The sequence below is a fragment of the Aequorivita sp. CIP111184 genome, from assembly GCF_900489465.1.
GTDB lineage: Bacteria > Bacteroidota > Bacteroidia > Flavobacteriales > Flavobacteriaceae > Aequorivita.
The window spans coordinates 127,047-152,469 of sequence record NZ_UEFQ01000016.1; the positions used below are offsets into that span (position 1 = coordinate 127,047).

Genomic DNA, 25,423 nt, shown 5'->3' on the forward strand with positions numbered 1-25,423 from the left:
TTTAATTAAACCAATTTTTCTCCAAACACTCAACCATTGATTTGCGTGCTCGATGAATTATTACCCAAAGGTTAGACGGCGTAATGTTGTATTCTTTACAAAGAGCATCGGTATCAAAATTTTCAATGGTTTTCTTTTTAAAGATAGTTGCCTGCTTTTCGCTCAATTTATCCAAACATTCTAGAATGGCAAGTCCCAACTCCTTGTTTTCCATTTTGTCCTCAGCATTCTTGTCAAAAGGGTCCGCAGCGTTTTCTTCCAACCAATCGCCTTCACTATCCTCGTCTCGATAGGAAATATGTACCTCGGCTTTTCCTTTTTTGGAATTTATCTTTCGGTAATAATCGATTATTTTTCGCTTTAAGATAGAAATAAGCCAAGTGCGCTCCGAAGCTTCACCCTTAAAGTTTTTTTTCGATTTTAGCCCTGCCAAAAAAGTTTCAGAAATTAGGTCTTGGGCAACAATATGGTCGTTTACCCGTACAATGGTATAATTGTAGAGGTAATCTGCATATTTTTCAACCCATTGGTCGGGATTCAGTAGTTCCAAAAGAATAATTTTTAGCCTATTTCAAAAATAGGGAAGTTTCTATAAACATATACGATAATGCCTGCCATTTAGTTTGATATACAAACCGCAAGTTCGTAAAGCAATAGAATTTAAAGAATTGAGGTGTTGCGTTTTCCTTCAAAAAATAAGTAGAAACAACAGATAAAATATATCTATTTTTTGAACTTATAAAAGCCCAGCTCTTTTTAAAAGCGCTTCTGGATCAGGTTTCTGTCCTCGAAATTTAATATAAAGTTCCATCGGGTCTATTGTTCCTCCTTGTGAAAGCACAAAGTTTTTAAACTTATCGGCAACTGTTTTATTGAAAATTCCTTCCATTTGAAAATATGCAAAGGCATCCGCATCCAGCACTTCTGCCCATTTATAGCTATAATATCCCGCTGAATAGCCACCTTGGAAAATATGCGAAAACGAAGTGCTCATGCAATTCTCTTTCACATCTGGATAAAGCTGTGTATCCTCAAAAGCTGCAACTTCAAAAGCTTTTACATCCTTGATTCCTGAAGGATCTTGGCCGTGCCAAGCCATATCCAACATTCCAAAACTTAATTGTCTAAGTGTTTGCATTCCTTCGTTGAACGTAGCGGAATCTTTTATCTTTTCAATGTATTCCATGGGGATTACTTCCCCCGTTTTGTAATGTGTCGCGAAGAGTTCTAAGGTTTCTTTTTCATAGCACCAATTCTCCAAAATCTGACTAGGCAATTCCACAAAATCCCAATAAACACTTGTTCCTGATAGGCTAGGATAGTGAGTGTTTGCAAGCATTCCGTGAAGTGCGTGACCGAATTCGTGGAAAAGAGTTGTAACCTCGTTAAAAGTTAAAAGTGAAGGCTTGCTCGTAGTTGGTTTGGTAAAATTGCAAACAATGGAAATATGCGGACGCTCGTTTTTGCCATCCTTTAGTTGTTGTGGTTTATAAGATGTCATCCACGCGCCATTTCGTTTTCCTGCGCGAGGGTGGAAATCTGCATAAAAGATTGCAACCAATTCGCCTTCGTCATCTTTTACTTCATATGTTTTTACATCGGCGTGGTATTTGTCGATGTTTTGTACTTCTTCAAAATGAAGGCTGTATAGTTTTTCGGCCACGGTGAAAACGCCATTTATAACGTTTTTTAATTCGAAGTATGGCTTCAGCTTTTCGTCATCCAGATTGAAAAGCTTTTGTTTTAGTTTTTCAGAATAATAAGCGCCATCCCATTTCTCCAAATGGTCAATGCCGTCCAATTCTTTTGCGAAAGTTGTTAACTCATTAAATTCTTTTTGAGCGGCGGGTTTTGCTTTTTCAAGCAATTCATTCAAAAAAGACTTTACTTTTTCGGGTGTTTCCGCCATACGCTCTTCAAGTACAAAGTGTGCATGGCTTTTATAGCCCAACAAATTTGCTCGTTTATGTCGAAGGTTGGCAATCTGTAAAACATTTTGTTGGTTGTCCAATGCGTCATTATGAAACCCTTTTGCGCCAAAGGCTATTGCCTTTTTTTTTCGAAGCTCGCGATTGTCGGCATAGGTTAAAAATGGTACGTAGCTTGGGTAATCCAATGTGAAAACCCAGCCCTCTTTTCCTTTTTCATCAGCGGTTTGTGCAGCAGCTTCAATTACGCCTTCGGGCAGGCCGGAAAGATCTTTTTCGTCGGTAATGTGAAGCTCAAATTTGTTGGTTTCGGCCAAAACGTTTTCACCGAAAGTGAGACTTAACTTTGAAAGTTCGGTATCAATCTTTCGCAGTTCTGTTTTCTTTTCTTCGGAAAGGTTAGCGCCATTTCTAGAAAAGGCTTTGTATTTTTTATCGAGCAGCATCTGCTGTTCTTCGGAAAGATTTAAAGTGTCTTTTTGATTATAAACCGTTTTTACCCTTTCAAATAAAGCTTCATTCAATAACATATCATTGCTGAATTCCGTAAGCATAGGCGAAACTTCCTGTGCTATTTTTTGGATTTCGTCATTGGTTTCAGCGCTATTTAAATTGAAGAAAATGCTTGTTGCGCGTTCTAAAAGTTCGCCAGTATTTTCCAAAACTTCAACTGTGTTTTTGAAAGTTGGTTTTTCAGAATTTGAAGTAATTGCATCAATTTCCGCTTTTGTTTCCTCAATCAGCTTGCTGATTGCGGGCAGGAAATGTGCGTTTTCTATTTTCGAAAAGGGAGCGGTTTTGTATTTTTTTAAAAGAGGATTGTTCATAGAAAGTTTAAATGTAAAATTCTAAATGTAAAATTTTCAAGTAAAAAGTATTCTTAATAGATGGATATTAACTTTAGCCTTTATTATTTTTCGGTTTTGTGGTTTTTCATTTGTTTGGCACCTTCTTCCACCTTTGTTTTAAGACTTTCTTTATAAGCAATAATTTTGTCCAAAACAGCTTTATCTGAAGAGCCTATAATTTGTGCAGCTAAGATACCTGCGTTTTTTGCGCCATTTAATGCAACCGTGGCAACGGGAACGCCGCCCGGCATTTGGAGGATTGAAAGGATGCTATCCCAACCATCAATGGAGTTGCTGGATTTTACGGGAACGCCAATAACTGGCAATGGTGACAACGAAGCAATCATCCCTGGAAGATGTGCCGCCCCGCCTGCTCCTGCTATTATTACTGAAATACCGCGTTTGTGTGCGTTTTTCCCATAATCAAAAAGTTTGTCGGGGGTGCGGTGGGCAGAAACGATATCCACTTCCACTTCAATATTGAATTCTTTTAGAATATCTGCTGCGTCCTGCATTACTGGCAGGTCGCTGGTGCTTCCCATTATTATTGCTACTTTGCTCATTGGTTTTAGGTTTCAAGTTTCAGGAAATTGTATGAAATTTAATATACCTGATTATTCTTTCATTAAATTCATAACGACGTTTATCATCATTTCTTTTTCTGCGGGATTGCTTTCCGCAATCATCAAAGTTAAGGCTACTAATGTATTATTGACGATTTTTTTTGTTCCATCTTCATTGTAAAGAAAGTGGTTTTTTGCTAAATACCAAATAAATAACCAAGCAGCTATCCTTTTGTTACCGTCAGTAAATGAATGGTTTTTTACAACTAAATATAGGAGGTTGGCAGCTTTTTCTTCCAAACTTGGATAGAGGTCATTGCCGTCAAAAGTTTGATCTATTACAGCAATGGAACTTTTAAAAGATTGATCTTTTTCATTGCCAAATAAACTTGAGCCGCCAAATTTTAACCTTAATTGTTCGATAGCCTTTTTCGCTTCAACATAATCAATGCTGAATAATACAGTTTTGTCTGTACCTGTTTTTAAGAGTTTTTGATGGTCGAAATCATCTAATATATCGAGCGCTCTTGAATAATCGGCAAGCACTTCCATCAAACCCTGTGCTTCGTCTGTATTTGAGATTTGTTTCGAGGCTCTGTTTACTAGATGAATGGTCTGTTGAAGTTGTTTTAGGCGTTTTTCGTTTAAAGTGTAACCTTTTATTAAATGCTCTTTTAACGTTTTTGTTGCCCAAATTCGAAATTCCGTAGCAACTTTTGATTTTACCCTGTAGCCTACAGAAATAATTACGTCCAAATTATAATGCTTAACCTTATAAGTTTTACCATCTGCAGCAGTATGTGCAAAATCTGCACATACTGAACTTTTATTTAATTCCTTTTCTTTGAATATGTTACTAAGGTGCCTACTTACAACCGTTCTGTCTCTTTTAAAGAATTCAGCAATTTGTTGCTCAGAAGCCCAAAATGTATCTTCGTTTTCGTCAAACAGCACCTGAAACTCCGCAGATTTATCATCGGATTTATAAACGACAATTTCACTTGTAGATATCTTATTGTGAAGTTTCATTATTGCTTTTGAACTACCGAGGTTTTACGGTAAATTACCAGTTTAAATATCAAAAATTCGAACTTGTACATTTTTTGCAATAGTTCATTTTTATTGCGAAATAACTTCAATCGTCTTCTTAACCTCCTCTGCAATTTTTCTCGCTTTGCTGAGGTCTTTGTTTACTATAGTTACGTGGCCCATTTTTCTAAAAGGGCGGGTTTCTTTTTTACCGTATATGTGCGGCGTTACGCCTTCCATCTTTAGAATTTTTTCAATGTTTTTATAGACTACCGGTCCTGTGTGTCCTTCTGCGCCAACTAAATTAACCATAATGCCGCCAACTTTACTGTCTGTATTGCCCAAAGGCAAATCTAATATGGCTCTTATTTGCTGTTCAAACTGGTTGGTGTAGCTGGCTTCTATGCTGTAGTGACCGCTATTATGAGGTCTTGGGGCTACTTCGTTTACTAATATTTCGTCATCTTCGGTTTGAAACATTTCTACGGCTAAAAGGCCTACGTGCTTAAATGCTTCGGAGACTTTAGTGGCTACAGCTCTTGCTTTGGCTGCAACGGCTTCGTCAATACGTGCTGGGCAGATTACGTATTCCACTTGATTGGCTTCGGGGTGGAATTCCATTTCCACAACTGGATAGGTAGTTACCTCTCCTGAAGGGTTGCGGGCAACAATTACCGCCAACTCGTTTTTAAAGGGAATCAATTTTTCTGCAATGCAAGCGCCTTCTGACAATGGAATCACATCTTCGGCTGCACGAATAATACTTACGCCTTTCCCGTCATAACCGCCGGTGCAACTTTTCCATACAAAGGGAAAGTGTAGTTCTTTGCGGACAATAGCTTCGTTTAAATCGTTTTTATCTTTAAAAACCTTAAAAGGTGAAGTAGGTATTTGATGGTCTTTGTAAAACTGTTTCTGCACGCCTTTATCCTGAATATTTCTGAGCGTCGCGGCACTGGGATATACTTTTATGCCTTCGCTTTCTAGCTTCTCCAAGGCTTCAATATTTACACCTTCAATCTCAAAAGTGAGGACGTCTACCTTTTTTCCGAAGTTATAAACAGTTTCAAAATCCATTAAATCGCCTTGCTCAAAAGTATCTGCTGAAATTCTGCAAGGAGCTTCGGCGCTTGGGTCTAGAACGCTGGTGCGGATGTCCCATTTGCGAGTTTCATAGAGCATCATTTTGCCCAATTGTCCTCCGCCGAGGATGCCAAGGGTGAAGTTGGTGGAGAAATAGTTCATTGCGGTTGTCAGTTATCTGTTATCAGTTTTCGCTTTTCGCTTTTTGTGAATGCAAAGATAGTAAAAGTGAGTAGGTGAGTTTGGGAATGGTTAAGTAAGTTTTTTTTGTTCGGGTTGAGTGAATTGCTTGTGAGGTTGTCCCTAAAATTGCTTTCTATTTTTGAAAATTACTTGTAGTAATCATTCAGTTAGGCTTATTGATTCTTAGCTTTTCATAATAATTTAGAATTCAAATAGTCTGAAAATGATATAAGAATATAACCTTTAATTGATTAATAACTATATTTAATGTTTTAACAAAGAAGTATTTATGATTACCGATTTTCTAATAAAATTAGTGCCTTTTACTTGCGAGGAACTCAATGACATTCTTCCTTATTTTGAAAAAGAAAACGTCAAAAAGAATGAGCTGTTAATAAAAGAAGGGCAAATGTGTAGTAAATTATATTTTGTAGGTCAGGGTATAGGAAGAAGTTATTACCTTACTAAAGACGGTAAGGATGTAACGCAATGGTTTTTTGGTGTTGATAATTTTATGTCGAGCGTAGACAGCTTTTTTCAACAAAGTCCAAGCTTTTATTATTTGGAGGTTTTAGAAGATTCTGTTTTGTATAGTATAACAAAGAAAAACATGGATATGTTATTAGCCAAATACCAAAACATGGAAAAATTTATTAGGTTATTAACCATAGAAACGCTTGCCAAATTTGTCCATAAATTAAACGCTATACAATTCCAGACAGCAAAAGAGCGGTATACTTATATGCTCGCAGAATTTCCAGACATTTCGCATCGTGTTCCTTTAGGCCATATTGCCTCTTATCTGGGAATAACACAAGAAACACTTAGCCGCATTAGAAAGAATCATTAACATAAAACATGAAGTTTGGTTTTTGATTTAGGTCAAAGGAAAATAATCTTAAAGCCAATAAATTTGTATTGTAATTGTAAATCATTCAAAATGAAAAACTACAACTCAAGGCTATATTTCTTTTTTATTTTCTCAGTATTTCTGGTTACATCAAGCGCTGTAGCGCAACAGTTGGATCCAGTTCTTGTGGATCTTATAAATAAAGGACTAAACAAAAGTCATAGTGTTCAAATTCAAAATTTCAATGCTGAACAGGCTAAAATTGACCAAAAGTTGGCAAAGTCAGTTTTTCTGCCCAAACTCACTTTTAATGGAAGTTACACGCGCCTGGATGATGACATTACTTTTGATGATGACACGCAAAACCTTTTAATAGCAACACAAAAGCTCCTCATTAAAGAGGCATCTGGTATTCCTTTTAATAGCCCTTTTCCTGAAGGGATTCCTTTAGAGCCTGTTCCATATTTACAAAGCAAGAACATTCTCAAATCTTCTATGGATTTAGATTGGGTGCTTTTTAGTGGGTTTGAAGCAAGTAATGCACTCAAGGCAAGTAAACATAAAGAGGCATCAATAAATTATTTAGCTATGGCCGAAAAAGATAAAATAGCTTTACAAATAATAGAGACCTATGATAAGCTTGCATTGGTATATGCTTCTGAACGTGTATTAAATACTTCAGAAAATTTCTTGAACGAACAAGAACACTATGTGAGAAAAGCCATAGAAAATGGTTTGGCAACACCCATTGGCCGTAAGAAAGTTGAACTAGCACAGCAACAATTGGCTGGTAAAATGCTGGAGTTTAATCAGAATAAAAAGTTGTTGATTGAAGTACTTCACCAACTCACTAATGAAAGTAAGGAGAGCTTGGCGCTTCTTAATCCTCAATTACAACCCTTAACTGCAAGCTCATTATCAAGGTCTGAAAAAAGAAACGAAATAAAAGCTCTTGAGGAAGCTGAAAAAGCGACACTTTATAAATCTAAAATGCAAAAAAACAACTTTATACCTAAGCTTGCCTTGAAAGGGCATTATGAATTTTTAGAAGAAGATTTATCGTTGTTAGATCCAAAATGGTATGTTGGTGTTGGTGTAAAATGGAATGTATTTGACGCTAACCAATCCCACTTAGAGAGTAAAAAAACTTTAATAGAAGGAAAAAAATACAGACAGCAGTTAGAAGAAGCTGATGAAATGATTGCGTTAAGCATTATAAAAGCTGAATTGGCATACGAAGCTTCATTACAAAATAGTGAAATGATACAGAAAGAAATTGAACTGGCCAATGACACCTATGAAATGATTGATAAGCAGTATAGAAATAATCTGGCGTCAATAAAAGAGGTGCTAGATGCTTTAAATGATTTAGAAAAAGCAAATTTTAAATTACAACAATCATATTTTGACCAGCGAAGGGCTGTTGCAAATCTGCTAAATGCTAATGGTACACTCAATTACTAATAACCTGATAAAATTTTTAAAATGAAATCAATAACAAACATAGGTATTCTTTCAATTCTAATGATGTCATTAATTTCTTGCGGAAATGATAATACAATTACAGATTACAGGGGAAAGGTAAAGTTTGAAACCATATCAGTAAGTAGTAAACTCGCAGGAAGAGTTAGCAAGATTTATGTTGAAGAAGGCCAAACTGTAAAAAAAGGAGATACGCTTGCCTACATTGATATCCCCGAGGTAAATGCTAAAATGATGCAGGCAGAAGGTGCAATAACATCTGCACAAGGTCAGCTAAATATGGCCAATAAAGGTGCCACAGCAGAGCAATTAAATCAAATTGACGGTCAAATTGATGCAAGCCGAGCGCAATTAAACTTTGCTCAAGAATCTTATAATAGAATGCAAGCTATGTACAAAGACTCTCTTATAAGTTTACAGCAATTTGATGAAGTTAAAATGAAGCTTGAAATAGCAAAGGCACAAGTGTCATCATTAGCTGCTAAACGCAAGGAGGTGAGTAGCAGCGCAAGAGTTGAACAAATTGATCAAGCTAAAGGCCAACTAGATCGAGCTGTTGGTGCTAAAGAAGAAGTGCTTTCAGCAGAAAATGAAAAATATCTGATAGCACCCGCAAGCATGACAATTGAGACTATAAGCCTTCAAGAAGGCGAATTATTAACACCTGGTTATGCATTGTTCAATGGTTATGAAAAGGGTAGTATGTATTTTCGATTTACAGTGCCAGAATCAAAAGTGTATGATTTTGAAGTTGGTAAAAAGATAACCTTAGTCAACCCATATACAAAGCAGGAGACTAGCGGTGAAATCTCCACGATAAAACAATTGGCAAATTATGCTGACATTACGAGCACAGCACCTTTGTATAACTTATCCGAATCTATCTATGAATTAAAAGTTGTTCCAATTTCAAATGAAGCGAATCAATCGTATTTTCTAAATGCAACTATTCTTATTAAGCAATAAACTTATGAAAGATTTTTTCAGATTGGTAAAAGTAGAGTTTAAACGTATTTTTTCGAATAATGTTTTACTTGCCATTTTTATAGGAGCACCTATTTTTTACGGACTCATATTCGGTTATGTCTATCAGCAAGGGAATGTTGTAAACTTGCCTATAGTAATAGTAGATCAAGATAACAGCCCTACTTCAGATAAGATAATTGATGCTTTTTCAGATAATGAAGTTTTATTGATAAGTGATGTTCGGTACACTCCAGGGAATATTTTGGCTGAAATGCCAAAAAAGCAATATGTAGCTGTTATAACACTGCCAACTAATTTTGAAGCGGACATTCTTCAAAAAAGACATCCCGAAATTAGAGTTGATTTAAATATGGCAAATATTGTGAATGCCAATACAGCTAGTAAAAGCATTCAGTCGGTTTTAATGACGCTTAATGCCGGAATTGAAATAGAAGGTCTAAAGAAAACTGGGCTACATCCAACTCAAGCAGCTGCAGCCTATGAAAGTTTTAAAATTAATTTTAATAAGCTTTACAATTCTACAGGAAACTATGTAACTTTTATGTTGCCGGGTATGCTCGCAGCAATAATGCAACAAATTATATTTTTAGCAATGGCTTTGGTGTTTGCTAGAGATTTTGAAGATGGGTATTTTGGAAAATTGGTTAAGGAAAGTAGGTTTTCCCTGTATCATATAGCCGTTAAATCTACACCGTTTTTGTTGATGATCCCCATAATGTGGGTAATTGTAAGCCTTTTTATACCCTACTTTCAGATTGAAGCAGCTATATTTAACTTTCCCATGCTTATTTTAGTAACGCTTTTAACGTTGGCATCTATGTTTATTGGGATGCTTTTTTCAATTGCAATTCCAAGTCAATTAAAAGCAACTGAACTTTTAATGGTAATTTCTACTCCAGCTTTTGTTCTTAGTGGATTTACTTGGCCAACATTAGCTTTTCCTGATGCTATTTCTAATGTAGCTCAATTTATACCATTAACACAGTTTTTAAGTGCTTTTAGAAAAATAGCTTTTTATGGGGGAGATGTAGCATCCATAGCTCCCGAAATCAAAATATTATTAACTATTGTTTTCGTCACATTTATAGCCATGGTACTGCTGCTTCAGTTTAAAATTTATAGATATCGAAAAAATCCAAAAGAACCATTGGCGCTACCAAAGGACTAATAACATTGAAAGAAAAGAAAACTGCGGGCGGTTTTTCTAAGGAATACAATCCAAATGTTCTGTGTGATTATGAGAGTGAGGTAATCGCAACTTTAATACTAAATCACTTTAAAGTATCGAACTAATGAAAGAAGATGTAAAAACAACACGTATTCAAAATATATTCAGAATTCTATTGGCGGTTTTTATGATTTATGCGGGGTTTAGCCACTTAACATTTAACAGGATAGATTTTCATGCTCAGGTTCCAGATTGGGTTCCGTTGAGCAAAGATCTGGTTGTGATAGTGTCGGGAATCGTAGAAATGGGCTTAGGCCTTGCCTTATTGTTATGGAAAAAACACCGTGTTAAAATTGGATGGACATTGGCGCTATTTTTTGTTCTTGTTTTTCCAGGAAATGTTGCCCAATATCTGGACGGAAAAGATGCTTTTGGAGCCCTAAATTCTGATACCGCTCGTTTAATTAGGCTTTTTTTTCAACCGGTACTTATAGCTTGGGCAATTTGGTCATCTGGCGCATGGCAAACTTGGAGGAATTCTAAAAAATAAATAAAAACTAAAATCATTATGAAAGCATTACAAATAGTAAAATACGGAGCAATTAAAGATAGTCTATCAATCAATGAGGTAAAAAAACCGGCTATTAAACCAAACGATATTTTAGTTGAGGTTAAAGCAGCTTCAATCAATCCTATTGACTACAAATTGGTGGAAGGACATTTAAAAGATATGATTTCTTTAAAATTTCCAAGTACAATTGGATACGACGTTAGCGGCGTGGTTGCTGAAAAAGGTACCGATGTTATAAATTTCGAAATAGGGGATGAAGTATATTCCAGAGTGCCACAAGAACAAATGGGTACCTTGGCAGAATATGTAGCGGTCAATTATAAGGTTGTTGCTAAAAAACCAAAAAACAGTTCTTTTGAAGAAGCAGCGGCATTGCCACTAACAGGTCTTACAGCAATGCAAGCCCTAGAAAGTGTTGGTATAAAAGAAAATGATAGGATTCTTATTCATGCAGGATCTGGTGGTGTGGGTAGCTTTGCCATTCAATATGCCAAAGCTAAAGGCGCTATAGTATACACTACTACCAGTAGTAAAAATGTAGATTGGGTTAAAGCTTTGGGTGCTGACCGAGTAATTGATTATAAAACTGAAGACTATAAAGAGGTTGCAAAAAATTTGGATATTGTTTTTGATACCTTAGGGAAAGATTACACTTTTGATGCCTTTGAAATCATTAAAGAAGGCGGAAGAGTTGCCACTATAGTAGGTCCTCCAGATGAAGAAACGGCAAAGCAAATGGGTATGTCAGATTATAAATTGCCCGAAAAATTATCAAAACTGATAGAAAAGAAATCAGCTACTTATAAATTAACCTGGATGCAGCCTAATGCTGAACAGCTGAACACTATTAAAACTTTGGTTGAAAATGGAGCTATTAAGCCCGTAATAGATTTTATTTATTCTCTCGAAGATGCGGTAGATGCTTACGAATATCTAGCAACAGGTAAAGCTAAGGGAAAAGTAATTATTAGTCTTTCCTAAATAATTTAGGGGTTGAACTAATCACTATCTAAAAATAACGAAATGAAGAATAATCCAAAATTACAGAAAAATGGATGAGTAGCGGGCGAACTAAAAATTAGAAAATCACGCAGGTATTTTTAAGGTATTGATGTGAAATTATATAATAATTAATTAAAAAATAAAATTATGAATATTAAAAATGTAACCATAGCAGGAAGCGGGGTTTTGGGATACCAAATTGCTTTTCAAACTGCATTTCACGGGTTTAATGTAACAGTATACGATATTAATGATGAAGTTTTGGAAAAAGCGAAATCAAGATTCAACACATTGAGTGAGGCATATAAAACAGATTTAAACGCTACTCAAGAACAGTTAGACCAAACATTTAAAAACTTGAGTTACACTTCAGACTTAAAAGAAGCTGTAAAAGATGCCGATTTAGTAATTGAATCTGTTCCTGAAAATCCATCTATTAAAATAGATTTTTATAAAAAACTAGCAGCTGTAGCTCCACAGAAAACGATTTTTGCCAGTAATTCATCTACAATGTTGCCTAGCAAGTTTGCAGAATCAACTGGGAGGCCAACTAAATTTGCAGCCCTGCATTTTGCCAATGAAATATGGAAACACAACACGGCTGAAATTATGGGGCATCCAGGAACAGATCCAGAAGTATTTGATACCCTTGTTGCGTTTGCAAAATCTATCGGAATGGTCGCTTTACCATTACAGAAAGAACAACCTGGGTATATTGTTAATTCATTACTTGTTCCTTTATTAGGTGCAGCGTTGGATTTATTGGTTAGAGGAGTGGCAGATGTTCAAACCATAGATAAAACTTGGATGGTGGCAACAGGCGCTCCCACTGGCCCTTTTGCTATTTTAGATGTCGTTGGAATCACCACTGCATATAACATCAATAAAATGGAAGCTGAAAAAACAGGAGACTCTGGGAAACAACAAGTGGTTAATTATCTAAAAGAAAATTTCATAGATAAAGGAAAGTTGGGCGTAGCTTCTGGTGAAGGTTTTTATACCTATCCAAATCCTTCGTTCAAAAAAGCTGACTTTCTAAAATAAGATCATAGCGATATTAGAAGATTTGTAGTGGCGTCTTGCTACAATAACATCAATCGCGTCAGTGATATATTGAGTTTAAAGACCAATTTTTAGATTAGAGAGGAACAAAAAAGCCCCAACAAGTAAACTTGTTCGGGCTTTTTTAAAATTAGCGGAATTTTCTAGAAAACCGTTTTATTTTTTATAATTAATCATCCAATTTATACCGTATTGGTCAGTGCACCGTCCGTAATGGGCACCCCAAGAAGTTTTTTGAAATGAAGTATGTACTTGGCCACGCTTTGAGAGTGATTCAAAAACCTCACGGCCTTCATCTTCCGAATCAACATCCACTCCTAACTGTAAAGTTGTTCCTTCACTTAATGGTGTGTCGGGAGCGGCATCATATCCTAAAAGAATAAAATTTTTATTTTTTAATTCTGCGTGCTGCCACTTTTTTCTATAATTCTCAGGAATGTCAATTTCTTTATTTTCATAGGTTTCTGTATTATGTATTTCGCCTCCAAAAATTTCTTGATAAAAATGAAATGCTTCTTTACAATTTCCTCGAAACGATAAATAGGGTTCAATTCTCATAGTGTTTTTTTTAATTATTGATAATAATACTGGATAGGGATGAGTATAAATAATTCCCTATCCAGGTAGGTATTGTTTGTGTAATGACTATTTTCTAAATAGACGGGAAAGTAATCCAAGTACTAATAGTACTAAGAAAATATAGAAAATAATTTGGGCAATGTCAGTTGCGCCTTCAGCAATTCCGCCAAATCCAAAAATGGCTGCGATAATAGCAATTACAAGAAAAATAATAATCCAACGTATCATAATGTGTAGTTTTTTGTTAGTATGTCAATAAAATTATAACAGATTTTGAAGGTTTAAAAGAATTTTTTAAGAATTTAACAGCGAAAGTTAAAGTTTTGAAAACTCAAAGTTTAACTTTCATTAATACAATTTATGAAATTGACATTCAACAAATAAAAAATTTAGAGTAGTAATGAGTACTGACAAAAGGTGTTTAACAATTTTACTTATTATTCCAAAAAGAGTATTTTGCGGAAGAGTGCATTATCTTAAAAAGTAAGAAAATTTTTCATCTTAATTATTTTGATTTGATCATTTAGCAAACTGCATATCGAAATTTTTAAGTTTAAGCATTTTTAATAGCTTTTGATTTAACCTTTAATAATCTATAAATTATGCAGACAATTACCTGCCATTCTATTCCATTTAAGGAAGTTCTTAATGATCTTGCAATTGAATTAGAAACTAGCTACACACAATCCTGCGAAGAATACACATTGATAATACCCGAAAAATATGGTAGCGGCAGCATTAAGGGAATAAATTTTAAAGAAGGTCTAGGGCTGCTTTTCTATAACTGTACCTTTAATGAAGATTTAGAAATCCATTTTATTGTTAATGAAGTCCATCCCTTAAAATTCTTATTTTGTGAAAAGGGCGGATTTTCCCATCATTTCCAAAATAAAGAAGAGCAACATAAAGTAAGAGTATTGGAGAATATTATAGTTGCCAGTAATAAAAAAAATGGACACGTTCTGCGTTTTAAAGCAGGTGTTCATACTATTATAAACAGTCTAGAAATAAATAGGGAGCTGTTTATTAAAACAATGGCTTGTCAAATCCAGAGCTTGGATAGCGTTCTTGAAAAGTTATTTTTAGATACAAAAGCAAGTGAGCAATTTTATTACCATGGAGATTACAGCGTTCAAATGGCAGATTTATTTGAGCGAATCAATTCCAATCAACTTAATAATTTTATAAGAACCATATTTTTACATGGAAGTGCTTATAAGTTGCTTACTATTCAAATTGTGGAATATCACGACTCAAAAAATTCGGAGGGAAATCAGTCATTGTTAAAAAGACGCGATCAGATTTTAATTATGGAGGCAGCGGCATTAATTGAGAATGATATCTTGGATTTTAAAACCATAAAAAAATTAGCTGATCATATAGGTCTTAACCCCACAAAACTTCAAAACGGATTTAAGCATATTTATGGCACTACTATTAATGAATTTGTGCAAAATAGAAGACTGGATTTGGCCAAGAATTTAATAAAAGGAACAGACCATTCCTTTTCTGAAATTGCATACATGGTAGGAATTTCAAGTAAAAGTTATTTTTCAAAAATGTTTAAGGACAAATATGGACTTACTCCCTCAGATATTCGAAAGAAAAAAAGTAAAGATTCTCAAAGATAATTTAATTACTCTCCAATAAAAGCCACTTAGCTCCTAATTAAAGGCCTATGCAAAAATGATTTAGCGCCCAATTTCTTGAGTTAATCTTCAGTTCCTTTGTTGGGCGGTTTTGGTAAATTTTTATTGTTTACTTTATCATTTTCATCCTTTTCTACTTCGCCGTATTGATTGTGGTCGCGTTCTTTTCCAAAGCCATCTTGTGTGTCTCCCATAATTATTTAGTTTTATAGTAATACAATTTTAAAATTCAATATTTTTTTAGCTACTGTCTTTTTATATTTACAACAGCAAACGCTATTAAATCATTTCTGATTTAGTCACATTTCTAATTAACCTTTTATAATTCTTAAAATTGAATTTTGAACATTCAAATTAATACAAATTTATTTTCCGAAAAAGATTTTATCTAAATTTTAGCAAATAGAAAACCGCTGAAGCTACTCTGGAAGATAAGAGGTTGATCTATTTTATAATTTTGAATAGGATATTCAATTAATAAAATAGAATTCTAGGATTCCGACTTATATAGAAACATTAAAACCAGCATAGAGAAGTTGAGAATAAACGATATTCCGTTTGTAACTATTATAGGAATATCTCCTTTCAATATTCCATACACAACCCATAAACCCACTCCCAATATTAAAATGGAGAACATAATGGGAGAAACATCCATAACTTTTTTTGAACGCCATGATTTTATTATTTGAGGTATTACAGCGAGTGTGGTGAACGTGCCGGCCAAAATTCCGATGATTGTTTCGAGTGTCATACTTATTTTAAAGCTACATCTTCCTTATTTTAAAGCTACATCTTCCATCAACCAATCCTCAATTGAAATCGCTTCATTATCCGTGTGAAGAACTACCATATCTCCAGTAGTTTCAAAAACTACTGCTCTTATCTGTGAAAGTTTTAAAACATTTGCCTCCCTTAATTTTGACCGTAAATCTCCCTCCGTTACGCGAGCTTTTTTAAGGTTTTCATAAAGGATGGTCGAATTACTCATTAATAATAAGGGGCGATTGTCTATTACTTCTCGAAAAATTTTGTAGCGTCTAAAGTAAGCTGCAATTAATTGTAAACAGTAAACCGCAAAAAGGCCAATAACTCCTTCGGCAAGAGAAACGGAACTAGAAAGTACGGTAGTAGCAATAATAGATCCTACGGCTACCGTCATCGCAAAATCAAAACTGGACATTTTGCTAAAGCTACGTTTGCCAAAAAGACGAGTAAATAAAATTACTGCTATATAAATACCAAGACAACTTAATATAATAGCGAGGGCTGCTGTGGGGGTAGTTTCAAACCATTTTTCCATAATCATTATTTAGAAAAAGGCCCGGTATATCGGGCCTTTTATAATTTATAATAGTGTTTAGATAGCTTTCTTGTTCAGACGTTTTTCTGCAAGATCATTTAAAGTTGTATCTGCTTTGTACTCCTCATCCAAAGTTTTTTGAAGTTTCGCGGCAATATCTTTATGGCCTAGTTCCTTCGCGTAACGAACCGCTGTACCGTAACCTGAAATTTCGTAGTGTTCCACACGTTGCGCTTCAGCTATCATGCCTGCATGCATTACATCTTCATCGTCCACTTCCTTCAAAAAGTCTTCAGCTTCTTTAATAAGTCCTTCCATGGCTTTACAAGTTTCCCCTTTGGCCTTTATGTCTAACTCATCACAAATTTCCTTTATTCGGGTTTTGTGTTCTTTGGTCTCTTCAAGATGATCTTCAAACGCTTTTTTAAGCTTTGCATCTTTCGCTTTTTTCGCCATTTTAGGCAAAGCCTTCGTTAATTGATCTTCAGCGCTGTAAAGATCCTGTAATTGGTGTTCAAATAATGCTTCTAAATTTTTCATAGTTGTAAGTTTTTTTTTGTTTTGAATTTTAAAATTATCAAAACAAAATTTACCTAAAACCACTTTTATAATTGCTTTAACAAGATTCTTTCTTTTGCGTTAAAAAAATAATTTTAGTGTTAGTAATTGGCTTAAAACCGCACTATAGTCTCAAATTTAGTTTTAAATATTTGAGCCAAAATCCTATTTTTTATCTGAGAAAAGATTCCGAAGCTTATACATAAACCCATTATTTTGCACTACAAATTGCTCCTCTTCATCTTCTTCTTCCTCCTTAAAAGCAAAGGCTCTTAGAAAATCACTATGCGATTTACTACTATCATATTTTTTGCGCTCCTTTCCAATTTTGTCCAATTGTTTTCCCTTCTCTTCTAAAATTTGAGTAAATAGAGGGAGTAACCTTTCGTTTAATTCATTAACGGGCTCTTTTAAAAAGAAACCAGATGCGCCAGCTTCCAATAATCGTTCTTTGTCATCCTCATTCTTTAGATGGGCCGTTATAACTACTACGGGTATTTTGTTGTTATAGTCTTTTGTAACTCTTATAACATCAAAAGCATTCATTCCTATCAAATTGAAATCGGTAATAACTATATCTGGAATATAAGTTTTTATCGCATTAATTAAACTTATTTCACTATCCACAAAGCGGATCTCGGGATGTAGGCATATTTTTTTTAATTGCCTTTGTATCAGAAACGAATCCGATACAAGATCCTCGACAATTAAAAAAGTTAGATTATCGGGTAAGTTCATTGGTCAGTGGTTTAAGGTTGTCTATAAAATTATTGAAAATTTTAATATGTTTTTAACGTTATTAAAATTATTTTTAATCCCATAAAACAATTAAAACTGTCTATGAAAAGAATTAAAAAAATTGGATTTACCAATTTTATTATTTTAATATCGTCCTTAATTCTCGTTATAGTTTTAATTGCCTTTTCTTTTAGTAGAAATGCAGCATCTGCTGAGCGAATAGCCCATACCTGGGAAGTAAAGAATACCATACGCAGTCTGTCTTCTTCCATTTCAGAAATGGAAAGTAGAAAACTCGCTTACATTTATACCAGCCAAATAAAATACAAACACGCCTTCCAGTCAGCAGAAGATGAATATGATTCTCTCCTTTTGGCACTCCACCTTTTGATCAATGACAACCAATCACAAATTGATAAATTACAACATGTTGAAGAAATTGTAAACACAAATTTTGGCACTTTCAATGAATCTATTTCCGAAGATAAATCGCAGATAATTATTAATCAGGAAAGCATAGATGAAATGGAATTTTCTGAAATTATCCATATCCGGTTGGAAGAAATGGTCCAACAGGAAGACCTACTTCTCGAAGAAAGAAATGCCAATTATGAAAGTTGGAAAATTATAATTCTTATTAGCCTGGGAATTGCAACCATTATTGTTTTTCTAAGCCTTTACAATCTCATTAACCGCATAAGGCCTTTGTTAGAGGAGCTTTTACAAACCAAGGAAAATTTAGAAGTAACAAATGCCAGTTTAAAAAATACATTGGGAGAGTTAAATTTATCTAACGTTGAAAAGGAACGGGAGATTAAAGCAAAGAAGAAAGCAATTGAGGAAAAGGAAAAACTGAACGAATCTCTAAGTGTGAAAAATCAGCAATTAGATCATTTTGCATATGTGGCTTCTCACGATCTTCAAGAACCACTGCGAACCGTTTCTAATTATTTGGAAATATTTCAGGAAGATTTTCCCGAGCGAGTGGAAGGCGAGGCAACCATGTATTTTCAATTTATTAATAGCGCAGTAGAACGCATGCGCAATTTAATAAGTGGTCTCTTGTCCTTTTCCCGCATTGGCACCAGTGGAGAAATGGAACAAATTGACCTGAATAAAACCATTGAGAAAATTAAGGCAGATTTTTCGGCTGTAATTGAAGAGCGTGAAATTTTAATAAAGTCTGACGCTCTTCCCACTGTTAGTGGATATAGAATTGAATTAAAACAGCTCTTTCAAAATTTAATAGCAAATGCTATAAAGTTTTCAAAAGCTGGGATAGCGCCTCATATTGAAATCTCCTATGAGGAAACCGATAACTTCTATAACTTTCACATAAAAGACAATGGAATAGGGATACCAGACAAGGATTTCTTGAAAATATTCGATATGTTCAGCAGACTTCATAGTACAAAGGATTTTGAAGGACAAGGCATAGGTCTCGCTTTTTGTAAAAAAATTGTAGAATTACATTATGGAAATATTTGGGTGACTTCCAATTTTGGAGTTGGAAGCACTATTCACTTTACGATAAAAAAATAGTAATGAAAAAGAAACTTAAGAACATACTACTAATTGATGACTCTGAGAGTGACAATTTTTATCATGCTCGGAAAATAAAAAAATTGGGAATAACAGATAATATTCACACCTGCTTTAGTGGGGCTGAAGCCTTAGAGTATTTAAGTAGCGAGCTGGATGGAATACACCCCCAACCCACCCTTATCTTTCTGGACATAAATATGCCCGGAATGAACGGTTGGGAATTTTTGGAGGAATATGAAAAGCTGGAACTGGCGAAGCAAGGGGAAATCGTTCTTACAATGCTAAGCAACTCCATTGATGAAAGAGATAAGCAAAAAGCACATGAATATAAAACCGTGCAAGGCTTCTATAGCAAACCTCTTAGTGAAGAATATTTATTTTCTATTCTTGAAAAACACTTTAAAGAATATATGTAAGATTGATAAAATTGAGTAGTTGAAAATGTAAACTCATTTTAAAGCAGTCTCCACTACCGTTAAAGTATCGTGAAATATTATAATCTTTCCTGACATTAGTTTTAATTTTATTTAAAAGAAAATTATGAGATCAATCTGGAACGGTTCAATCAGTTTTGGCCTAGTGTCAATTCCTATAAAAATGTATAGCGCCTCTGAAGATAGAAAACTCGATCTTGATATGTTGGACGTTCACGATAATGCCCGTATAAGATATAAACGAGTTAATGAAGATACAGGGAAAGAAGTAGAATGGAAGGATATTGTAAAAGGTTTTAAAAAGGACGACGCCTACGTAATCCTCGAAAAAGAGGATTTTGAAATGGCGAATATGAAGAAAAGCAAAACCATAGATATAGAAGAATTTGTGGAAGAAGATGAAGTGAGCGATCTACTCTTTAAAAGTCCGTATTTTTTGGAACCTCAAAAGGAAGGTGGAAAAAGTTACAACTTGCTAAGGGATGCCTTAAAGAAAACTGGCAAACTGGGTGTCGCAACCTTTGTTATGCGTCAAAAAGAAAATTTAAGTCTTATAGGGGTATATAAAAATGCATTGGTACTACACGTAATTAGATTTTCAGAAGAAATACGTGATCCAGCAGACCTAAAACTTCCCTCTACCAAGGTATCAAAGAAAGAGGTAGATATGGCACTTTCCCTTATTGAAAACTACACAACTCCCTTTAAGCTTGATAAGTATAAGGATGTTTATAATAAACAGTTGATGAAAATTATAAACAATAAAGCCAAAGGTAAAAAATCGCGCAGTAAAAAGGTGGATACTACACCTACTAAGGCAGACGATTTAATGGCAAAACTAAAAGCCAGCCTGGAAAAGAAAAAGAAAAAAAGTAAAGCCTCTTAGTTGTGGCTCTCGATGATTACATAAAAAAGCGCAAATTCAACAATACGCCGGAACCTAAAGGTGAATTTGATGAAAAAAATGCCAATCGTTTCGTAATACAACGCCATCAAGCGCGTAGATTGCATTACGACCTTCGTCTAGAAATGGAAGGGGTTTTAAAAAGTTGGGCGGTGCCAAAAGGTCCCTCAATGAATGCGTCAGATAAGCGTCTCGCTATTATGACCGAAGATCATCCAGTTAAATACCTCACTTTTCACGGCGTCATTCCTAAAGGAAACTATGGCGCGGGAGTTATGGATATCTGGGATGAAGGCACTTTTTCTGTTTTAGAAAGTGATGAGGGAACAGACCCTATTAAACAATTAGAAAAAGGCGACCTTAAAATTGAATTCTTCGGAAAAAAGATAAAGGGTGCTTTTGCACTAGTTCACACTAAAAGGGGGGAAGAAAAAAACCAATGGTTGCTCATCAAAAAGAAAGACGCGTATGCCACAGATTTGGAATACGATGCTGAGGTTTTTTCTTCTTCAACAAAACAAATTAAGGCTGGCAAAGTAAAAGCCCTAAACCCTAAAGAATTTATTAAGCCGATGCTCGCCAGTCCGGCAAAGAAAATTTTTAAGGATCCCGAATGGGTTTTTGAGTTGAAATGGGACGGATATCGAGTTATAACTAATATACTTAATGCCGAGGTAGAAATGTATTCGCGCAATGGGATATCTTATAACACGAAATTTGCATTACTAAAAAAAGAACTTGAAAGCATTCCCCATGACTGTATTCTGGATGGTGAGGTAGTTATTGTAGATTCAAATGGGAAACCAGATTTTCAAAAACTTCAAAAATACGATGCCGAAAAGACGGAAGGCCAACTCCGTTATTATGTTTTCGATCTACTTCACCTAAACGGGCACGATACTATTTCACTACCCTTATTGGAGCGTAAAAGTCTATTGCCACAAATTATAGAAGGTTTAGAAAATGTTGTTTTTTGCGATCATATTGAAGCTATGGGGCCAGCACTCTATAAACGAGCAATAGATGCAGGAATGGAAGGAGTGATTGCTAAAAAAGCCGATTCAGTATATGTTCCGGGTTATAGGAGTGAAAATTGGTTGAAAGTTAAAAGTAACACTACCGAAGAGACACTTATTTGCGGTTATACCGATTCTGTAGGAGGCGGAGCTATTTTTGGTTCGCTTATTCTCGGGCTTTACAAGGAAGAAGAGCTTGTGTATGTTGGCAACTGCGGTTCCGGATTTTCTAATGCAGAACAAAAAGAGTTGCTTAAAAAAATGCAAGCGTTGAAAATTGAAACCAATCCTTTTAATAAAAAACTGTCCCTAAAGGGTAGAAATCCACATTGGGTGGCGCCAAAACTTATCTGCGAGGTAAAATTCTCTGAATGGACTAAAAGCGGTTTGATGCGCCATCCTGTTTATAAGGGGCTGAGGTTTGATAAAGATGTAGATGAAGTTGTAAGTCCCACTCAAAACAAATCAATCTCAAAAAAAGGGAAGGATACTTCTTCCAACTTGGAGGTTGATGGTATTTCGGTACCTGTTTCAAACTTGGAAAAAATATATTGGCCCGAGGCTGGTTATACGAAATATGATCTACTTGATTATTATTTGAATATCTCAGAAATTATGTTGCCATATCTAATAGATCGGCCACAGAATTTACACAGGCATCCTAACGGAATCTCCAAACCTTCCTTCTATCAAAAAGATAATGAAACTTTGCCCGATTGGGTGGAAACGGTAAAAATTCATTCCAAATCTTCCAAAAAAGATATTGACTATCTGCTCTGCCAGAATGAAGCTACACTCCTTTATATGGCAAATTTGGGGTGTATAGAGATAAACCCATGGAACTCCACCATTAAACAATTAGAAAATCCCACTTATACTGTTATAGATTTAGATCCTTCAGATAAAAACACTTTTGAACAGGTTATTGAAGTAGCTTTGGCAGCAAAAGAGGTTTTAGATTTGGCGAAAATAAAAGGATACTGTAAAACTTCAGGTTCAACCGGACTGCATATTTATCTTCCTTTAAACGAAAAATACAGTTATGAAGAGGCAAGAGATTTTACCAAATTGCTCTGCTATTATATCCATGAGAAACTTCCAAAGTTAACCAGTATGGAGCGAGCGGTAAAGAACCGTAAAGGCAAGATTTATTTAGACTACCTTCAAAACCGCCGCGGTCAAACATTAGCAGCGCCCTACTGCGCAAGGCCGAAAGTTGGAGCTTCCGTTTCTGCACCATTATCCTGGAAGGAAGTAAAACCAGGCTTGGAAATTTTAGATTTCACCATTAAAAATATGCCCGAGCGTATAGCCCTAACTGGAGATTGGTTTAAGCCTGTGCTTAAAAAGGGAATTGATATGGAAAAGGCAATAGAAGCTTTGGGGTCTTGAGCCATTTTGGAGCTTGAGTGTCAAATTTTCCTAGCATTCTTCCTGTTTCTTTATACTTCTTCCTTTTTATTCTACATAATTTCAAAATCTGCGTATTTAATTTGCTTTATTGAGTAAACAGTTAACGGTATTGTATTAAGATTCTTAAAGGGCTATTAAATCTGTGTCAAAGCCTTATTAAAAAAAGTGTCTAACTGCGGTTTTCATTTTATTTTCATAAAAAAAATTATGAAAGCAACTGCCAACTCTAATCAAAAGAAGTATATCTCTGAATCTATTGAAGAGGAATTCAAGGAATTTATTATTGACAAAAATCATCCATGCATAATGGCAAATACCGTTTTTAGTATGAATGATTATGAACTTCATGTCCACGATGGCTTTAGCACTAAAACTACTGCAGCCAATTTATTGGAACAATTAAAAATGTATGTTGATAATTATGACTTTTCCGACAATAAATTTAAAACCTTTATAGCAGTTTTTCCAGATGCCGAAATAGTTTCCGAAGTAGAGTTTGAAAATCTTTTATGGAGACAATTGCAATTTATACACGAGAAGGATACCGAAGCCTGGGATCCACGAGTAAGCAAAAATCCTGAAGACAGTAATTTTAGTTTCAGTATAGGAGGGCGTGCTTTTTATGTAGTGGGTATGCACCCCAAAAGTTCACGCATGGCTAGAAGAGCCCCGTATCCTACATTAGTTTTTAATTTACATTGGCAATTTGAAAAACTTCGAGAAATGGGGGCCTATCAAAAAGTGCGCGACAAAATAAGAGAAAGGGATACAGCTTTACAGGGAAATATAAATCCAGTTTTAGAAGATTTTGGTCAAAGTAGTGAAGCCCGTCAATACAGTGGGAGAAGTGTGGGGAAGGCGTGGAAATGTCCATTTCATTCTCAAAAATAATTTCTGGAAATAATTTTTACAACCTCAATAAGTTTAATAGAAAAAATTAGCTTGAAAATACCAATACCTTAAAAATGAAATATAAAATAGAAAAACAATCTGGAGCCGCTTTTAAATTGAAAAAAGGACAAAAATTAAAAGTTATTGATCCTTCGGGAGAACAGGTGAGCGACATGGTTTTGTTTAATGCCCACGACATTCGCGAAAAAATATCTTCTGGAAAAACCATGGATTTTGAGGAAACCATCCTTATTACAACTGGAAATTATCTGTGGAGCAACAGAAGTAGACAAATGATGAAAATAGTGGAAGACACCAATGGAAGAAATGATTTTTTATTGGCGCCCTGTAGCCCCGAGACTTTTAAGATAATGTATAATCATGACGGATATCATCCCAGCTGTTTCGAAAATTTATATACCAATCTTCGTCCCTTTGATATCCATCCAGACGATGTGCCTACTGCTTTTAATATTTTTATGAATGTGCAATTTGCGGCAAATGGGAAATTAAGTGTATTGCCCCCATTGAGCAAAGCGGGAGATTTTGTATTATTTGAAGCAGAAATGGATCTTATTGTGGCATTAACTGCGTGCTCTGCCGAAGATAGTAATGGAGGGACTTTTAAGCCTATCCATTATGAAATTCTTGAGGAAATTGAATAGCGGTTTATGCTAAAATTTATACAAACCTATGGGTAGTCAGGATAGAATGAAATAACTTTAAAATAAAAATATGAAAAAGAAAACAATAATGATAACAGGCGCTGGTTCTGGATTAGGAAAAGGAACAGCGCTTGGCTTGGCGGAACAAGGACATAAAATAATTGCTGCAGTTCATACCTGGGAACAGATAAGCCGTTTACTAAACGAAATTAAGGGAAAGAAATTTGAAAAGAATATTGAAATTATTAAACTCGATATTCTAGATATAATGGATTGTGAAAAAGCGTGGGAATATGATATTGATATTCTTGTTAATAATGCCGGAATGGGGCAAACGGGCCCTGTGGCTGAGATGCCTGTAGGTTTAATACGAGAGGTTATGGAAACAAATGTATTTTCAACCTTGGAATTTTCGCAGCCTATTATTAGAAAAATGGTGGAAAAAGGAGAGGGGAAAATCTTTTTTGTTTCTTCAATTGCAGGGCTTACTACTACACAATATTTAGGTGCCTATAATGCTTCAAAACACGCGTTGGAAGCTATTGCCCAATGTTTAAGGGATGAACTAAAACCATTAGGGATTACAGTAGCAACCATTAATCCAGGTCCGTTTGAAACAGGATTTAATGACAGAATGTATGATTCCTATGAGCAATGGTTTGATGAAGATTTACACTTTACGCCTAAAAAATCAATAGAAAAGGCCCGAAAAAGTATGGCAGAAAATCAATTTAACCCACAATCAATGATTGATAAAATGATAGCCGTAATTCCACAGGAAAAACACAATTTTAGAACTGTCCATCCAGAGGAGTTTGTAGAGAAATGTCAAGAATATCAAGACAGACAATACACCCTTCAAACTGATACTGTAGATAAATCAAAAAAATAAGGAAATCTTTTTTATTAAGCCAAAAGCCAAATTTGAAAAATTTGGCTTTTGTTATTTTTAATACAAGCAAACATCAAAAT

At 35.0% G+C, this 25,423-nt stretch carries 27 protein-coding genes; 15 read left to right on the plus strand and 12 right to left on the minus strand.

Going from position 1 to position 25,423, the window contains the following annotated elements:
* Nucleotide 1: 1 nt before the first annotated feature.
* From AEQU1_RS06430 to purK, 5 genes are all read right to left on the minus strand, one after another.
* Nucleotides 2–550, minus strand: a complete 549-nt coding sequence (locus tag AEQU1_RS06430; protein WP_111879738.1) for a sigma-70 family RNA polymerase sigma factor — start codon at nt 548–550, stop codon at nt 2–4.
* Nucleotides 551–736: 186 nt separating this feature from the next.
* Nucleotides 737–2,755 (minus strand): M3 family metallopeptidase, encoded by a 2,019-nt coding sequence (locus tag AEQU1_RS06435; protein WP_111879740.1) that lies wholly within the window; start codon nt 2,753–2,755, stop codon nt 737–739.
* Nucleotides 2,756–2,838: 83 nt separating this feature from the next.
* Nucleotides 2,839–3,339: a 5-(carboxyamino)imidazole ribonucleotide mutase gene (purE, locus tag AEQU1_RS06440; protein WP_111879741.1), complete on the minus strand. Its 501-nt coding sequence runs from the start codon at nt 3,337–3,339 to the stop codon at nt 2,839–2,841.
* A gap of 51 nt (nt 3,340–3,390) precedes the next feature.
* Complete coding sequence (gene rhuM, locus AEQU1_RS06445) at nt 3,391–4,368, minus strand: virulence protein RhuM/Fic/DOC family protein (RefSeq protein ID WP_111879743.1); 978 nt, start codon at nt 4,366–4,368, stop codon at nt 3,391–3,393.
* A 90-nt stretch (nt 4,369–4,458) separates the two neighbouring features.
* Nucleotides 4,459–5,613, minus strand: coding sequence for a 5-(carboxyamino)imidazole ribonucleotide synthase (gene purK / locus AEQU1_RS06450; protein WP_111879744.1), 1,155 nt, complete (start codon nt 5,611–5,613; stop codon nt 4,459–4,461).
* 310 nt (nt 5,614–5,923) lie between these two features.
* Between purK and AEQU1_RS06455 the strand changes: the two genes are divergently transcribed.
* From AEQU1_RS06455 to AEQU1_RS06485, 7 genes are all read left to right on the plus strand, one after another.
* Nucleotides 5,924–6,484, plus strand: a complete 561-nt coding sequence (locus AEQU1_RS06455) for a Crp/Fnr family transcriptional regulator (RefSeq protein ID WP_111879746.1) — start codon at nt 5,924–5,926, stop codon at nt 6,482–6,484.
* Nucleotides 6,485–6,574: 90 nt separating this feature from the next.
* Entirely contained in the window at nt 6,575–7,948 is a 1,374-nt protein-coding gene (locus tag AEQU1_RS06460) for a TolC family protein (protein ID WP_111879748.1), read from the plus strand.
* A gap of 21 nt (nt 7,949–7,969) precedes the next feature.
* Entirely contained in the window at nt 7,970–8,932 is a 963-nt protein-coding gene (locus AEQU1_RS06465) for an HlyD family secretion protein (RefSeq protein WP_111879749.1), read from the plus strand.
* A gap of 4 nt (nt 8,933–8,936) precedes the next feature.
* Nucleotides 8,937–10,121 carry an ABC transporter permease gene (locus AEQU1_RS06470; protein ID WP_111880013.1) on the plus strand — a complete coding sequence of 395 codons (1,185 nt, stop codon included), beginning with the start codon at nt 8,937–8,939 and terminating at the stop codon, nt 10,119–10,121.
* A gap of 124 nt (nt 10,122–10,245) precedes the next feature.
* A complete protein-coding gene (locus tag AEQU1_RS06475; protein ID WP_111879751.1) occupies nt 10,246–10,671 on the plus strand; it encodes a DoxX family membrane protein in 426 nt (141 codons plus the stop codon).
* Between the two features lie 18 nt (nt 10,672–10,689).
* Entirely contained in the window at nt 10,690–11,673 is a 984-nt protein-coding gene (locus tag AEQU1_RS06480) for an NADP-dependent oxidoreductase (RefSeq protein WP_111879752.1), read from the plus strand.
* A gap of 168 nt (nt 11,674–11,841) precedes the next feature.
* Entirely contained in the window at nt 11,842–12,738 is an 897-nt protein-coding gene (locus tag AEQU1_RS06485; protein WP_111879754.1) for a 3-hydroxyacyl-CoA dehydrogenase, read from the plus strand.
* Nucleotides 12,739–12,912: 174 nt separating this feature from the next.
* Here AEQU1_RS06485 and AEQU1_RS06490 read toward each other — a convergent pair whose 3' ends face one another.
* Both AEQU1_RS06490 and AEQU1_RS06495 read right to left on the minus strand, forming a co-directional pair.
* Entirely contained in the window at nt 12,913–13,314 is a 402-nt protein-coding gene (locus tag AEQU1_RS06490; RefSeq protein ID WP_111879755.1) for a VOC family protein, read from the minus strand.
* An 87-nt stretch (nt 13,315–13,401) separates the two neighbouring features.
* On the minus strand, nt 13,402–13,563 hold the full coding sequence (locus tag AEQU1_RS06495; RefSeq protein ID WP_111879757.1) for a DUF1328 family protein: 162 nt from the start codon (nt 13,561–13,563) through the stop codon (nt 13,402–13,404).
* Between the two features lie 374 nt (nt 13,564–13,937).
* Between AEQU1_RS06495 and AEQU1_RS06500 the strand changes: the two genes are divergently transcribed.
* On the plus strand, nt 13,938–14,966 hold the full coding sequence (locus tag AEQU1_RS06500; protein ID WP_111879758.1) for an AraC family transcriptional regulator: 1,029 nt from the start codon (nt 13,938–13,940) through the stop codon (nt 14,964–14,966).
* Between the two features lie 80 nt (nt 14,967–15,046).
* On the opposite strand, the gene AEQU1_RS16295 is transcribed toward AEQU1_RS06500, so the two are convergent.
* From AEQU1_RS16295 to AEQU1_RS06520, 5 genes are all read right to left on the minus strand, one after another.
* Complete coding sequence (locus tag AEQU1_RS16295) at nt 15,047–15,178, minus strand: hypothetical protein (protein WP_258455174.1); 132 nt, start codon at nt 15,176–15,178, stop codon at nt 15,047–15,049.
* A gap of 296 nt (nt 15,179–15,474) precedes the next feature.
* Entirely contained in the window at nt 15,475–15,738 is a 264-nt protein-coding gene (locus tag AEQU1_RS06505; RefSeq protein WP_111879760.1) for a SemiSWEET transporter, read from the minus strand.
* Nucleotides 15,739–15,762: 24 nt separating this feature from the next.
* On the minus strand, nt 15,763–16,287 hold the full coding sequence (locus tag AEQU1_RS06510) for a DUF421 domain-containing protein (protein ID WP_111880015.1): 525 nt from the start codon (nt 16,285–16,287) through the stop codon (nt 15,763–15,765).
* A 57-nt stretch (nt 16,288–16,344) separates the two neighbouring features.
* The gene (locus AEQU1_RS06515; protein WP_111880017.1) at nt 16,345–16,827 is read right to left on the minus strand and encodes a ferritin-like domain-containing protein; all 483 of its coding nucleotides are present in this window, start codon (nt 16,825–16,827) and stop codon (nt 16,345–16,347) included.
* Nucleotides 16,828–17,010: 183 nt separating this feature from the next.
* Nucleotides 17,011–17,583 carry a two-component system response regulator gene (locus AEQU1_RS06520; RefSeq protein ID WP_111879761.1) on the minus strand — a complete coding sequence of 191 codons (573 nt, stop codon included), beginning with the start codon at nt 17,581–17,583 and terminating at the stop codon, nt 17,011–17,013.
* Nucleotides 17,584–17,685: 102 nt separating this feature from the next.
* Here AEQU1_RS06520 and AEQU1_RS06525 point away from each other — a divergent pair, with 102 nt between their 5' ends.
* The 7 genes from AEQU1_RS06525 to AEQU1_RS06555 all read left to right on the plus strand — a co-directional run bounded on the left by AEQU1_RS06525 (nt 17,686) and on the right by AEQU1_RS06555 (nt 25,343).
* Entirely contained in the window at nt 17,686–19,125 is a 1,440-nt protein-coding gene (locus AEQU1_RS06525; RefSeq protein WP_111879763.1) for an ATP-binding protein, read from the plus strand.
* A 2-nt stretch (nt 19,126–19,127) separates the two neighbouring features.
* A complete protein-coding gene (locus AEQU1_RS06530) occupies nt 19,128–19,544 on the plus strand; it encodes a response regulator (RefSeq protein ID WP_111879765.1) in 417 nt (138 codons plus the stop codon).
* Nucleotides 19,545–19,668: 124 nt separating this feature from the next.
* A complete protein-coding gene (locus tag AEQU1_RS06535; RefSeq protein ID WP_111879766.1) occupies nt 19,669–20,448 on the plus strand; it encodes a Ku protein in 780 nt (259 codons plus the stop codon).
* A 2-nt stretch (nt 20,449–20,450) separates the two neighbouring features.
* The gene (gene ligD, locus AEQU1_RS06540) at nt 20,451–22,874 is read left to right on the plus strand and encodes a DNA ligase D (RefSeq protein ID WP_111879768.1); all 2,424 of its coding nucleotides are present in this window, start codon (nt 20,451–20,453) and stop codon (nt 22,872–22,874) included.
* Between the two features lie 228 nt (nt 22,875–23,102).
* Nucleotides 23,103–23,786, plus strand: a complete 684-nt coding sequence (gene gntA / locus AEQU1_RS06545) for a guanitoxin biosynthesis heme-dependent pre-guanitoxin N-hydroxylase GntA (protein ID WP_111879769.1) — start codon at nt 23,103–23,105, stop codon at nt 23,784–23,786.
* A 74-nt stretch (nt 23,787–23,860) separates the two neighbouring features.
* Nucleotides 23,861–24,451 carry a DUF1989 domain-containing protein gene (locus AEQU1_RS06550; RefSeq protein WP_111879771.1) on the plus strand — a complete coding sequence of 197 codons (591 nt, stop codon included), beginning with the start codon at nt 23,861–23,863 and terminating at the stop codon, nt 24,449–24,451.
* Between the two features lie 70 nt (nt 24,452–24,521).
* On the plus strand, nt 24,522–25,343 hold the full coding sequence (locus AEQU1_RS06555) for an SDR family oxidoreductase (protein ID WP_111879772.1): 822 nt from the start codon (nt 24,522–24,524) through the stop codon (nt 25,341–25,343).
* The last annotated feature ends 80 nt before the right edge of the window (nt 25,344–25,423 follow it).